Source organism: Vibrio amylolyticus (assembly GCF_023145695.1).
GTDB classification, from domain to species: Bacteria; Pseudomonadota; Gammaproteobacteria; order Enterobacterales; family Vibrionaceae; genus Vibrio; species Vibrio amylolyticus.
The window spans coordinates 45,393-59,036 of the sequence record NZ_JAJHVV010000006.1; the positions used below are offsets into that span (position 1 = coordinate 45,393).

The 13,644-nt window shown below is 42.7% G+C and carries 15 protein-coding genes; 12 read left to right on the top strand and 3 right to left on the bottom strand.

Going from position 1 to position 13,644, the window contains the following annotated elements; genetic code table 11:
- The first annotated feature begins 2 nt into the window (after positions 1–2).
- From KP803_RS10520 to KP803_RS10530, 3 genes are all read left to right on the top strand, one after another.
- A complete protein-coding gene (locus tag KP803_RS10520; protein WP_248008796.1) occupies positions 3–908 on the top strand; it encodes an OmpA family protein in 906 nt (301 codons plus the stop codon).
- A 61-nt stretch (positions 909–969) separates the two neighbouring features.
- Positions 970–1,818, top strand: a complete 849-nt coding sequence (locus KP803_RS10525; RefSeq protein ID WP_248008797.1) for a mechanosensitive ion channel family protein — start codon at positions 970–972, stop codon at positions 1,816–1,818.
- A gap of 664 nt (positions 1,819–2,482) precedes the next feature.
- Positions 2,483–2,755, top strand: a complete 273-nt coding sequence (locus tag KP803_RS10530; protein WP_248008798.1) for a hypothetical protein — start codon at positions 2,483–2,485, stop codon at positions 2,753–2,755.
- A gap of 76 nt (positions 2,756–2,831) precedes the next feature.
- On the opposite strand, the gene KP803_RS10535 is transcribed toward KP803_RS10530, so the two are convergent.
- On the bottom strand, positions 2,832–3,467 hold the full coding sequence (locus tag KP803_RS10535) for an esterase/lipase family protein (RefSeq protein WP_248008799.1): 636 nt from the start codon (positions 3,465–3,467) through the stop codon (positions 2,832–2,834).
- A gap of 231 nt (positions 3,468–3,698) precedes the next feature.
- Positions 3,699–4,472 (bottom strand): hypothetical protein, encoded by a 774-nt coding sequence (locus KP803_RS10540; RefSeq protein WP_248008800.1) that lies wholly within the window; start codon positions 4,470–4,472, stop codon positions 3,699–3,701.
- 328 nt (positions 4,473–4,800) lie between these two features.
- Here KP803_RS10540 and KP803_RS10545 point away from each other — a divergent pair, with 328 nt between their 5' ends.
- Positions 4,801–4,974 (top strand): hypothetical protein, encoded by a 174-nt coding sequence (locus KP803_RS10545; RefSeq protein WP_248008801.1) that lies wholly within the window; start codon positions 4,801–4,803, stop codon positions 4,972–4,974.
- Between the two features lie 126 nt (positions 4,975–5,100).
- On the opposite strand, the gene KP803_RS10550 is transcribed toward KP803_RS10545, so the two are convergent.
- Positions 5,101–6,075, bottom strand: a complete 975-nt coding sequence (locus tag KP803_RS10550) for a sugar-binding transcriptional regulator (protein ID WP_248008802.1) — start codon at positions 6,073–6,075, stop codon at positions 5,101–5,103.
- 610 nt (positions 6,076–6,685) lie between these two features.
- On the opposite strand from KP803_RS10550, the gene rpiB reads away from it, so the two are divergent.
- From rpiB to KP803_RS10590, 8 genes are all read left to right on the top strand, one after another.
- Positions 6,686–7,132, top strand: coding sequence for a ribose 5-phosphate isomerase B (gene rpiB / locus KP803_RS10555; RefSeq protein WP_248008803.1), 447 nt, complete (start codon positions 6,686–6,688; stop codon positions 7,130–7,132).
- Positions 7,133–7,187: 55 nt separating this feature from the next.
- Positions 7,188–8,171, top strand: a complete 984-nt coding sequence (locus KP803_RS10560; RefSeq protein ID WP_248008804.1) for a TRAP transporter substrate-binding protein — start codon at positions 7,188–7,190, stop codon at positions 8,169–8,171.
- A 68-nt stretch (positions 8,172–8,239) separates the two neighbouring features.
- Positions 8,240–8,812 carry a TRAP transporter small permease gene (locus KP803_RS10565; RefSeq protein WP_248008805.1) on the top strand — a complete coding sequence of 191 codons (573 nt, stop codon included), beginning with the start codon at positions 8,240–8,242 and terminating at the stop codon, positions 8,810–8,812.
- A complete protein-coding gene (locus KP803_RS10570) occupies positions 8,809–10,092 on the top strand; it encodes a TRAP transporter large permease (RefSeq protein ID WP_248008806.1) in 1,284 nt (427 codons plus the stop codon). The genes KP803_RS10565 and KP803_RS10570 overlap by 4 nt, the downstream gene beginning before the upstream one ends.
- 18 nt (positions 10,093–10,110) lie before the next feature.
- Entirely contained in the window at positions 10,111–11,118 is a 1,008-nt protein-coding gene (locus tag KP803_RS10575) for a 4-hydroxythreonine-4-phosphate dehydrogenase PdxA (protein ID WP_248008807.1), read from the top strand.
- A 36-nt stretch (positions 11,119–11,154) separates the two neighbouring features.
- Complete coding sequence (locus KP803_RS10580; protein WP_248008808.1) at positions 11,155–12,156, top strand: dihydroxyacetone kinase subunit DhaK; 1,002 nt, start codon at positions 11,155–11,157, stop codon at positions 12,154–12,156.
- On the top strand, positions 12,157–12,792 hold the full coding sequence (dhaL, locus tag KP803_RS10585; RefSeq protein WP_248008809.1) for a dihydroxyacetone kinase subunit DhaL: 636 nt from the start codon (positions 12,157–12,159) through the stop codon (positions 12,790–12,792).
- Positions 12,789–13,565: a triose-phosphate isomerase gene (locus KP803_RS10590; protein WP_248008810.1), complete on the top strand. Its 777-nt coding sequence runs from the start codon at positions 12,789–12,791 to the stop codon at positions 13,563–13,565. Before dhaL ends, KP803_RS10590 begins: the two co-directional genes overlap by 4 nt.
- Positions 13,566–13,644 lie beyond the last annotated feature (79 nt).

The window sequence follows — 13,644 nt, forward strand, 5'->3', positions numbered from 1 at the left end:
AAATGAAAAAAAACAAGACGCTTGCCTTCGTTTTAAGTGCAGTAACCTTTGCATCCCTTGTTGGTTGCTCAAGTGATACCTACGTCAGTAAAGAGAACATGGATAAATTTGGCGACCCACAAGTTGAGAAGTTTCTGATTCGTGAGTGCATCGTTCCTGAGCGAGATATTCGCATTGCTATCGCTGAACATTTTGATTTTGATAAAGCAGAACTGAAAGAACAAGATCACGCTTCCATTGACCAGTTAATTAGCAGTATTAAGCATCTGCATGGTCAAATCGCCATCGTGGCGCACACTGATTATCAAGGGAGTTCGGAATACAATGAGAAGCTGTCGATTCGACGTGCAGAATCAGTTAAGGCGTATATGGAAACACAACTTGATGGAACGCGTTACGATTGGGAGTTGAAACACTACGGTGAAAACAAACCGATAGCTGAAGGTAAGACGTTGGAGGCGAACGCACAAAACAGACGTGCTTACATTGTGTTTGAGCAGACGCAGACTCAAGCAGAAAATGCCTTTTGCGCACCACCAGAGCCAGAACGAAAAGTCTTTGTTGCGATGACATCCCATTTTGATTTTGACAAATACGAGCTGAAAGAGAGCGACAAAACCTCATTAGATGAGTTCGTTAGTAACTTAACAGGGCTCAATGGTCGAATTTTGGTTGCAGGTCACACTGATGCACAAGGATCGTTGAGTTATAACGAAAAATTAGCACAGCATAGGGCACAATCCGTATTAGAATACTTGCAGACTCAGTTAGACCCAAGCCAGTTTGTATGGGAAGTGAAAGCATTTGGTGAGCTTAACTTAGTCACTCAAGAACAAACATTAGAAGCGAACGCGTTAAATCGTCGAGCGCTAGTCGTATTTAAGCAAGGCGATCTGCCTGAACAATAGCATTGCTCTCGATAATAAAGAGTAACGCTCATCAGGTAGGTGGATAGCATAGGAGTAGAGGGTGGAAAAGGTTTACCTCGTTATCGATTTCTTAGCAGAGCACAAAGGACTAACCAGTGCGCTGATCTTTCTGACTATCATTATGATTCGCCGCCTTGTGTTGTCAGGCATTCGTGGCGAAGAGTTGTTCCTCACTGAAGACCAGCGTAAATGGATGTCGCGTACCAAAAATGGTGCTTTTGGTGTTCTTGTTATTTCGATTTTTATGCTGTGGCAATCTGAAATTGCCGAATTCGCACTCTCTGTTACGGCGATTGCGGTGGCGATTGTTGTTGCTTCCAAAGAGATCATCCTCTGTTTTACCGGTTCAATCCAACGGGCAAGTTCTCGTTCTTTTCGAATTGGAGACTGGATTGAAGTGGGGAAAATTAGTGGAGAGGTGATTGAACACAACCTCATGGCTACTGTGATTCAAGAGATTGACTTGTATCACGGGCAATATCACTACACCGGAAAAACGGCCACACTGCCCAACAGTATGTTCTTCACTTATCCAGTGAAAAACCTTAACTTTATGAAGCGCTACGTTTATCACAGCTTTGAAATCGTGGTGAAAGACTTTGTGAATCTTTACCCAATGCTCGATGGGTTAATTTTGAAAATTGATGAGCACTGCGAAGAATTTATTGAAGTCGCACGCCGTTACAATATAGTGATAGAAAAACATGCCGGTGTGGACTTACCAGGCTCTGAGCCGCACATTCATATTACCAGCCTTCCAACTGGTGAGCAGTCGGTTCACTACATGATTTTCTGCCCAACAGAGAAAGCGTCGCATCTAGAGCAGTTGATTCGTGAAGATTTTATGTTGGAATTTCATAAGAGATTTAGTTCACCAGAGAGCGATTAACCTCTTAAACCCCATTCAGATTTGATATGAAAGGCTGCCGAAAGGTAGCCTTTTCCGTATTTGAGCTTGTAAAAAAAACTTTTCACGCTATTATTTACAGTACACATGACGGTAAGGTGATGGTGATGGTGATGGTGATGGTACGTTATCAACAATTTTACCGATACTTAATATTACCTTTGATGTTTAAGAGGCGTTTCCATAAGTATTTTTTTACACTCAAAATACTTATGGAAAACCGGCTAATTCATGGAAGGGTTAGTAAGTTGGCGCTTAGGGTTTTACCGCCTTGTGTCCATGCAGGGCGGGTCTTCCCATTAAATTTATTTATATCGTGAGAAGCAGATGAATACCATTTCTATGTTACTGGTTACAACGCTGATTACATCAGTATTTGCTGCGTTTGTGCAATTCATTGTGGAACACCTTACTTGGATAAATCTGTAACGATGCCACGTTTTTTTTGCCACTTCAGCTTCCAAGGTTTCTTCCAAAGGCAGTGAATGACGAACTATCAATGTGCTCAGAATAAGATAACCGATATCAATCGCTTGTAATGGTATTGCATATATTTATAATACGACTCGCAAATATAGATGTATTATCAAAATACGTTACCTTACTGTTATCGTTGTTGCATGTTCATATGCAAGAAAAGGAAGAAATGAAAAAACTTATTATTGCTGCTTATTTATTGGTCTCTTTCTCTGCGATGGCTCAAACCACTCATGTGATTCAACAGGCATTTGGTGTCGCTCCTCCTAAAGTTGCGTATGGCTTTAAAGAGTGCTCAACAAATCAGTACGTGAATGGTGACTGTTACGTAGTCAGTAAAGGCGTGTTGTTTATATTTAACGATGAACTACCACCTTCTGCGATTAAGAAAGTGGATCTTGAAGATGGTTTTTATAGCGAAGACGAAATCAAGAATCTATAACCTAGTTCGATAAATCGCCCCTGTTACTTTCCTTGATTAGCTGAAGTAGCAGTGAGAGGCTTTGCTAAGTCAGCTTTTATCCAGCATCAACAAAATCAGACTGTTCAAAACAGTTGAACTGAATAAAGTGATCAATCTGGTTTGGTATGTAATTACTGTATAACAAACTGGTGTGGTTGCTGTTCATTGTTAGATGATCGGTCATACCATCTATTTTCGTCTCTTCTACCGTAACTGTTCCATCAGACATCATTTCTCCCCCAAGTAATATCGGCCTTAAACCAATGGAAAGAGTCCCTGCAATACAGCCAAGGCGTTGTGGAAAGTCCCATGTGTCATCATGTTTCTCCAAGCCATGATCGGTTGAATTCCCCAAAAATGCGCCAAACCCCAAATCCGTTAACTTTTCTACAATTGATGCACCGCGAATGGGGGAGCCAACCGCAATAACGTGGGAAATCTTCGCTCTTAATGGCTTTCTGCTAGCAAGATAATGCTTAATCATTAACCCACCCAAGCTATGTCCAACCAAAATATTGGTTTCAAATGGGTCTAGTAGCGTATCAAGTTTTTTAAACACATGTTCAGAGTTGATGTTAACGGTATTGTAGCTCAGAACATCTGTTCGATATCCGAGCTTTTCAAGTCGCTGGCTTAAAGGAAGTAGGGCTACACCATGCATGTAAAGACCATGCAGGAAAACTATCTTCATTACGTGCTCCTTTGGTAAATCAATGACCGTAAAGGACAATTTATCAAAGATAGCGAGAGGTTGGGAAATTTTTTATTGTGTAATGAGTAACAATCAGATTCGGTTCAAATTGATATGAATCTCGTTAGAAATTTAAGAAGAATTAGGATGGAATTCAAAGAAAAAAGCGGCACTGAAATTCCTTACTAGAGAATCAGTACCGCTTAATTGTAATTGAAGTACTTAAATCAATTAGTTTACTTTATTAAAACGGAAGGTTTGAACTTTCTTCTCGCTACCGTCGATGTAGGCGTAGGTATCAATCATCCAAACATTTGTGCCTGCAAAGCCAAGTTCGATACGAATGTCACCTGTATCAACACCTTCGTAAATCACATCGTTTACGTTCGTTGGGTAGAATTGGTAACGATTAGCTTGTGGTTGGAATTCACCAGCGAAGTTAACGGTTACATCTTTTACGTTATTGGTGAAGTCGAATTGGTAACCTTGCTCTTGAGAGTAAGAGAACTGCGCGATAAGGTTTATGCCTTCAGCATTTGTTAACGTTAGGTCTGCTTGCGTTGTTTTAACTAATTTACCAGCTGCCGTGATCGAATCGATAGGTTGAGTTTCGGCAACGTGATTGCGAATAGTTACGTTCCAATCACCAATGAAGTTATTAAGCTCATCCCAGTTTTGGTTTTTTGCTGCACCTTGGCCGTTGTTGTTACCCGCTGCAATGTTTGAAATCGCTTCATCGCGGCTGTCGTGACGGATATTTTCACGATTATTTTGCATATCAGCAGCAGCGCCACCAACGCCACCAGCAACACCACCAGCTATTGCGCCTTTAACGGCCAGTTCAGGTTCACCTGTTAATGCACCTAATGTCAGACCAAGTAATGCGCCACCAGCAGCGCCTTGTTTTGTGGCAGCGTTTGGATCATCTTCTCCAGGTGTTACACAGCCGGTTAATAGTGGTAAAGAAAGGGCAGCGATTAAAGAAGTTTTCATAACAGTTTTCATAACAGTTTTCATGGTCAGTCTCTAGTAAGGTTTTTAATAAAACAGTGTTTTTTAACTTGGTTTGGATTATACAGATCAAAGTTCTTTGATCTAGTTATTACGGTCATAAGCACAAGTTATCAGTTGGGTAATGTAAAGTGAGCTTTCTTGGTAATTTTATTACTTAAGAGTGGCGTTAAGTGTGATGTCTATAATTAATTTAGATCGATATCGTTCAATATAACAACGCTATTTGTAATTAAATTACAATGTGATGTAGATCTCATTTGTGATTGGGTGCATAATAGGCACATAAAATGAATTGAAGACAAAATAGAGAGAAGTAATTATGAACAATACATTAGTATTAGAAAACAACGTTTTAGAAAGTAACGTATTAAACACAAAAGAAGAAGTACGTAACGTAATGAGCCGTCGAGTAAAAGAGATTCTAGCGATTGCTGCTATGTACTCTGTCACCGCATTGATCGTGCTAGCAACAAGTCTTACTTGGGTTGCGTAAATGAAGACTCAAACGCAAACTATCGAGATAAAATAAAGGCGCTAATCATAGCGCCTTTTTAATGTCCGAAATTTTGCTTTTCTACTCACTTAACGAAAGGAAGCAATAAGACTCTTGTGATAGACGCTATTTCTGCGCTTCTAAGTTCAATATTGTAATGGCGTTAGCAACACTGGTGGCTAATACATCAATACCCCCGGTACGTAGTGCACCAAGAATTGCCAATGGCTTGCTGCTCTCTGAAGCGATCGCAATAACCTGAGGAATTTTTTGATAATCGCTAATGGTTAAGCCAACAACCCGATTACTCATCTTCGTATCTTGCACTTTTCCTTTAATATCGTAAAAGTCATACCCGCCAACTTCACCAACTACGCCTTGTTGAATTCGTGCTTCTACCATTTCTTGAACAGAGAACCAACCTAAGTTGACCATATAGGTACTCTCGTTAAGATCACCAATCCCCACTAATGCGACATCTGCCTTTCTCGCCATATCCATGGTTTGTTGAACGGTTTCATCTTCTAAGAGAGCGGCTCGCAGTTCAGGGTTACGAATATAAGCAGGGGCGTAGAGCGTTTCGCTGACTCCACCAAAGGTTTTCGCAAAGCGACGAGAAATATGATCGGCATTGAGCATGCCGCCACGAGGATGAATACCACCAATACTGGAAACAAAGGTACATTTCTTTGGGTTAACCACACCTATATGTTCAGAAACTGCAGACACGTTTCGGCCTTGCCCTACGGAAATAATCATCCCATCTTTCAACGTTGCTGATAAATAAGTAGAAACGACCCCCGCTAGTAATTCTCGCTGCTCGTCTTCTGTTGGTTGATCAAGGGCAATAAGCGCACGCTTAAGACCAAACTTCTCTTTTAGCTGCTCTTCTAACTTGGCCCCAAAAACAGGGTGGTATTTCACTTTAATTTCAACGATGCCTTTGTCTCGGGCTCGTTTTAATAAACGACCAATCTTTACGCGAGACAAGCCAAACCGTTTGGATATCTCCTCTTGCGTCGCACCATCTTGGTAGTACGCCACCGAGATCTCAGTCAATAGGTTAGTTTCTTCCGTTTGCTCTATGTTCGTTACTTCCATACATATCCTAAAGAGTCATTGGTCATTGTCATTGGTCTTGATTCTAAGTCTTTGAGTATCTTAAGCGATAAGAGAATTGATTTCATTCTCTCGTTTTACTACCACAGCTTTCTTTCCTCGTTACTTTAGATGTGAAGTATTAACTCTTCAGTTTTTTGTTCATCTCTGAACAGTAGAATACACGAATGTTCTTTTGTTCGCATAAGTAAACATTTGAACAGATATGTGTAATGTTAATAGTTACCCAAATTGTGACAAGTTAAATTGATTACAGGTTATTCATCTTAATGCTTTATCTCGTCAATGCATTTCCAGTTAAAGATAACTAAATTACGTGCAAATGATCTGAGGGCTCATTTTTAATGTCATTAACCTATTGTTTTTTAGTGTAATTATCGTGTCATTGATAAGATTTTCATTTTGAATATTAGCAAAGTCACGCTTTTTGATAAGTCTATTTATAACGCAGTTTCGATCACGTAAATGTTAATGTATTGCTAAATTCAAGTGATCGAAATCTCATTTGTGTGATGAACGCATGTTAACTTCTGGAGAATAAGTGCAATATCATTTGTAACTTGTGGTGCTCAAATGAACGTTGGTGATTTAGATGATAGCAATTGGATGTGACGACGCAGCAATCGAACTAAAAGAGTGCTTAATAGCACATATGTCTGCAAAAGGAATTGAGTGCATTGATTATGGCGTGAACCCAGGAAAGGCGGAGCTTTACCCTGACATCGCGAAAGCAGTCAGTGTAGCGGTCGCGGAGGGAAAACACGCGAGAGGCATTATTTTATGTGGTACCGGAATTGGCGTTTCAATTGTTGCTAATAAAGTTCCTGGTATTCGGGCGGCACTGTGTCATGACACCTTTTCCGCAGAACGAGCAAGAAAAAGTAATGATGCACAAATCATTACGATGGGATCTCGCGTCATTGGTCAAGAGCTAGCAAAAACCATTCTTGATACCTGGTTAGACGCGGAATTTACTGATGGTCCTTCAACCCCGAAAGTAAATCGAATTAAGGAGATAGAGAAAGAGTTTATTGCATAACGTGGATTATTACCCTCAATAACAAAATGATTAATGGAATAACGTGGATAAAACAATGAAAAATAAAACAATTACTTATACAACAATCGCATTAACCTCGCTGATGTCGTCTGCTGTTTTAGCGAAAGATTTGAAAGTCGCAACGAGCGCACAACTTGGATCACTTCAATACAACACAACACAATACTTCACTGAATACGCGAACGAAGAGTTTAAAAAAGCTGATATTGATTACAGCATGAAGTTCTTCGGTGCTGCGCAACTAGGTAAAGACAAAGACGTTCAACAGAAACTGAAGTTAGGCACAGTTGATTTAGCGTTGTTAACTTCAACATTGCCAACCCACGTTTCTGAAATGGCGTTATTTGAGTTGCCGTTCCTAGTATCAGATCGTGATCATGTCGCGAAAATCGAAGAGAAAGTGTTCTGGCCATACATTGCACCAGCAGCCGAGAAGAAAGGCTACCAAGTGATTGGCTTCTGGGAAAATGGTTTCCGTAATATCACTAACGCAAAACGCCCGATCAACACACCTGAAGATCTACAAGGTCTGAAAATTCGTACGCCTAACAGTTCATGGCGCGTAAAAATGTTTAAGAACTGGGGCGCAAACCCTACGCCAATGAGCTTTAGTGAAGTATTTATTGGCCTGCAAACCGGTGTTATCGATGGTCAAGAAAACCCGTACACCAACATCTACGCAGCAAAACTTCATGAAGTACAAGGCTACGTGAGTGTCACTAATCACGTTTACACACCAGCATACCTAACAGCAGGCTCTCGTCACTACGGAAAACTACCGCAAGAAGTACGTACCATCATTGAAGATGCATCGAAAAATGCTCAGCAATGGGGTTACCAAGAAGCGGCAAGATTGGAAGGCGAGCTAAGAGACAAGCTTGTTGCAGGCGGTATGGAGCTAAACGTAGCTGACCGTAAATCATTCGTTGATGCAAGCCAACCTATTTACGATGATTTTGTGCAAAACGTAAATAACGGTTTAGCAATGCTAACCATCGCGATGGAAACCGCGGAGTAACTATCGTCGTCACGGCTTGCTAGAAGGGTAGGCCGTGACTTTTTTCTGTAATTTTGCGAGGGGTTATGATGTCTTTTCTTGCTGGCATAAATACCATTTCCAATGTGTTAGAAAAAGTCCTTATCGCTATTTCTATGACGATACTGCTTTCTCTTAGCGCCATCATTATTGTGGCGGTTTTTTCTCGTTTTAGTGGCGCTTCTTTGTATTGGTACGATGAAGTCTCTGCGATTCTTTTAGCTTGGTTAACGTTTTACGGTTCCGCTTTATGCGCTTTAAAGCGTGCACACATGGGCTTTGGTGGTCTTGTGGCTAAGATGACACCGGTTGCGAGAAAAGCGATTTTCTTGCTTAGCGAAGTCATTGTTATCGGGTTCTTTGTGGTTATCGCTTGGGCGAGTTACTACATTCTACAAATTTTTGGTGATGAAACACTGACCAGTTTAGATTTCATCACTTTGGCGTTCGCACAATCGGCGTTACCTATTGGTGCTGTTTTGTTTGTGATTGCACAGCTGTGTTCGATGCCTCAAGCGTGGGCACTTGTCAGTAAAGGTTCGACTCGCGAAGAAGAAGAGATTGAAGAAGCCATTCGTGATGCCAAGGAAGAGATGAAAGAAGTCATGGAGGCGGTGAAATGAGTGCGTTAATCGTTTTAATCTGTTTGATTGCGTTAGTAATGATCAATGTACCTATTGGTGTTGCTATTGGTGCGGTTGCGGTTGTTGGCATGGTTCTGACATCCGATATGGACGCTATCTATAATGCGGCTTTGGCCATGTTTGAAGGTGGTTCTAAATTTACACTATTATCGATTCCACTGTTCGTTTTTGCTGGCGCACTCATGAACACTGGTGGTATCTCTCTTCGTTTAATTAACTTTGTAAACTCAATTGTTGGATTCGTACGCGGCGGCCTGTCGATGGTAAATGTTGGCGTATCGATGATCTTTGCTGAGATTTCTGGTTCAGCGGTGGCGGATGTTGCTGCGCTCGGCTCCATTTTGATTCCGGCGATGAAGAAACGTGGTTACTCTGGTAGTTTCTCGGCGGCGGTTACCTCATCGTCAGCATCACTGGCGGTTATCATTCCACCTTCTCTACCGTTAATCATTTACGGTGCGATGGCCGACGTGTCAATTTCGCAGTTGTTTGTTGCCGGTATCTTGTCTGGTCTTTTAGGCGCTGCGGGTATGTTTGGTGTGTGTTATTACTACGCTGTAAAATATGACCTACCTCGTGAAGAATCGTTTAGCCTACGTAAATTGTGGACCTCATTCAAAGATGCATTTTGGGCTCTGACGCTACCGTTCGCTATCCTTGGCGGCATCATGTCTGGCTTTATGACAGCGACAGAAGCGGCGGGTATTGCAGTACTTCTTGCGCTTGTTATTAGTGTCTTCATCTACAAAGAGATGGATTTGAAACTGTTCTATAAAGCGGCACTTGAAGGCGTTACAGGTACATCAGTTGTAATGCTACTAGTGGCAACGTCTGCTGTATTAGGTTTATTCCTGACTGAGCAAGAAGTACCACAAGCGATGGCGGCGGGGATCTTGAGTATCTCTGAAAACAAATACGTTGTTCTGATGATGCTGAACATCATGCTTCTTATTGTCGGCGTTTTCTTACACGGCGCTGCGGCAATCATCTTAACGGTGCCTATCGTGTTACCTCTTATTCATGAGCTAGGTATAGACCCAATTCACTTCGGCATCATGCTTGCCCTAAACATCTCCATTGGTCAGCAAACACCGCCGGTAGCAAGTGTATTAATCACAGCATGTTCTATCGCTAAGCGTGATATCTGGCAAGTAACCAAAGTGAACGTTCTCTTTATTGGTGTGTTGTTCGTAGTGCTTCTACTAGCGACATATGTTCCAGCACTGTCTGTTGGATTCGTAGATTATGTATACAACTAACGTACAAGGATTTTGATAATGACTAAACCAACTATTGCTCTCGTATTAGGTGACCCTTCAGGCATAGGCCCAGAGGTTGCAGCAAAAGTATTAAACCAGCCGTCGAGTCGTAAGCTTAGCAATATTTTGATCATTGCTGATGAATACGAGCTTCGTAAAGGGATGGACATTGCTCAGGTTTCTTTTGAATACGACGTAGTAGAGCGATTTGAAGACGCGAACTTTGAGTCAGGCAAGCCAGTACTGCTTAAGTTTACAAGCTCTCACGCGACACCGATTGAATACGGTGTGGCAACAGAGCAAGGCGGAACGTACGTTCTGGAAGCGCTAAAGATTGCTGTCGACTTAACCTTAGCACACAAAACACACGGTATTTGCTTCGCACCACTGAACAAACAAGCGATGCATCTTGCTGGGCTTCAACACCGTGATGAGCTTTCATGGTTTGCAGAACTCACTGGCTTCAAAGGGTTCGGTTGTGAAGTCAATGTTGTTGATGACATCTGGGCAGGTCGTGTTACGTCTCATATCCCATTTAAAAATGTGGTCGATAACCTAACAGTGGATACGGTGTTGGAAACGATTGAGCTGATGAACAACACCTTGAAATCAGCCGGCTTTGACGAGCCTAAAATTGCGGTTCAAGCTCTAAACCCACACGGTGGCGAAGGCGGTCTGTTTGGTGATGAAGAGATTGTAACCATTTCTCCTGCAATTGAAAAAGCAAAGCAAAAAGGGATTCAAGCGTGTGGTCCGTTCCCTGGTGACACAACAATGTGGGCGGTTGAAAAACAAAATTTGAACGCGATTGTTTCGATGTATCACGACCAAGGCGCTATCGCACTAAAAATGATGGGCTTTGACCGTGGTGTAACGGTTCAAGGGGGGATCCCAATTCCAATCGCAACGGCGAACCACGGTTCTGCATTTGATATCTACGGAAAGAATATTGCGTCTATTCCTGCAATGGAAAATGCACTGAAACTGACCGTTAAGATGGCGACGAACTACCAGAAGAACGCTTAACTAGCAGCATAGACAATAATAAAATTGGTGAACCCTATGAGAAAGCCTAAGAAGTTAATAAACGATCCAATGAACGTTGCTCAAGAGCAGTTCGAAGGCATGCTTGCTGCGATGAGTGGCAAGCTAGAAGGTCTACCGGGTATTACGGCAGCGATGCGTACCGATTACCCTAGCGATAAAGTGGCGATTTTGACTGGCGGCGGCAGTGGTCATGAGCCTTTGTTTGCAGGCTATGTAGGTAAAGGTTTGGCGGATGCAGCGGCATTGGGCGATATTTTCGCAGCGCCGCCACCGAACGTGATTTTACAGACGACAGAAGCGGTCAATAACGACAAAGGTGTTATCTATATTTACGGTAACTACGCTGGCGATAACATGAACTTCGACATTGCGGCTGAGCTTGCCGATGATGACGATATTAAAACGCACACCATTCGAGTTTGGGATGACGTAGCGTCAGCGCCACTTGAGAAAATTAAAGAGCGACGCGGAACCGCTGGTGATCTTTATGTCCTTAAAATCGCAGGTGCAGCGTCTGAAAAATACGATGACTTTGACCAAATTGTTGCAGTGACAGAGCGTGCTCGTGATTACACGCGCTCAATCGGGGTCGCGCTTTCAGCGGGCTCTGTTCCTCAAACGAATACCTTCAACTTTGAACTGCCAGACGATGAGTTAGAAATTGGCATGGGCTTACACGGTGAACCTGGTGTAGCGAGAGAGAAAATGCAAACTGCAGATGAGGTCGTTGAAAAGTTGGTGGATCAACTTTGCCAAGACTTACCTTACAACTCAGCCGATGAAGTTTGCTTACTGGTCAATAACCTCGGCTCGTCAACCTACATGGAGCTACTTATTGCTACTCGCCAAGCGCACAAGCTGTTAGCTGAAAGGGGTATTAAGATTCACGACACGTTGGTGGGCAATTACTGTACCTCTCAAGAGATGTCGGGCTACTCAATCACTCTACTCAAACTTGATGAAGAACTAAAAGAACTCTACGACTTACCGTGTGAATCACTTGCTTTAAGGAAATAAATGATGGATGTATTAACTGCAAAAAATATGATGACTCACGTTGCCCACAAAATGGTTGAAAGTGAGCCTCTATTAACGAAATTTGACCAAACTATCGGAGACGGTGACCACGGTATTGGCATGGAACGTGGCTTTAACGCGGTGGCAGAACTGTTGGAAAGCGATTATCAGCCACAAGATGTAAGCAAATTATTGCTTAAAATTGGTTCAACCATGATGGCAACCATGGGCGGTGCATCGGGTGCGATTTTTGGCACATTGTTCCGATCTGGTGCGAAAGCGATTAAAGGAGCAACTGTTCTTGATACGAGCTCGTTATCGACGTTTCTTGCGGCAGGCTTACATGCTGTTTACGAGCGTGGGGGTGCGAAACCGGGTGACAAAACCATGATTGACGCATTAGTCGCAGCAGTGAAAGAATCTGAAAAACACAGTGGCGATCTTACAGAATCATTACCGGCAATCGTCAAAGCGGCGCATCAAGGTGTTGAAGCAACGAAAGATATGATTGCAACTACTGGTAAGGCGAAAACATTGGGTGAACGTTCACTTGGTCACCCAGATCCGGGCGCGGTATCCATGGCGCTTATCCTTGAGTTTATGTGTGAATTTGCGACAGAGCAGGTAGCCGCATGAAAAAACTCTGGATAGGAACCAGTTGGAAGATGAACAAGGACAGTGACTCTGCGCAAGCCTGGGCAAGCGCAGTGTTGCCAAGAATTGAGAAGCTTCATCCTCAATTACAACCATTTGTCATTCCGCCATTTCCATATATCTCTTCAGTGAGTAGCGCTTTTGATGCCAGCGTCATGAAAGTGGGGGCACAGAACATGTGCTGGCAGGAAGAAGGCGCTTTCACCGGAGAAGTATCGCCATTGATGGTCAAAGACTGTGGTGGTAGCGTGGTTGAAATGGGTCACTCAGAACGTAGAGCCCAATTTGGCGAGACAGATGAAACGGTGAATATGAAGGTTCATGCCGCATTAAGGCATGGGTTAACGCCGTTAGTCTGTGTCGGTGATAGTGGAAAAGAGAAGCGTTGGGGGGTGTCTCGTGAAGCGGTAATTAAGCAGGTTAAGATCGCGTTATACGAGGTGCCAGATCATCAAATTCCACAAGTCATCATCGCATATGAGCCTATTTGGGCGATTGGTGAGAGCGGTATTCCTGCAACACCACAAGAAGCAGAGTCAATGCACTTCGCGATTAGACGCGCGCTAAGAGAGCTTTACGGTGCTGATTTAGCGGATGCGATGACGCTACTATATGGTGGGAGCGTCAATTTGGATAACGCATCAAACTTACTCGATCAACCGAACATCGATGGTGTTTTTGTTGGTCGAACCGCATGGAATGCGTCGGGTTACGTTCAGCTACTCGAAATAGCGAACAGCAAATTTAGTAGTTAGTCCTGTTGCCAATTATACGGCCTGTGAAAGCAGAATGTTGATTGGCATTTTTTCTTTCTATTTATTTTCTATTCAACAT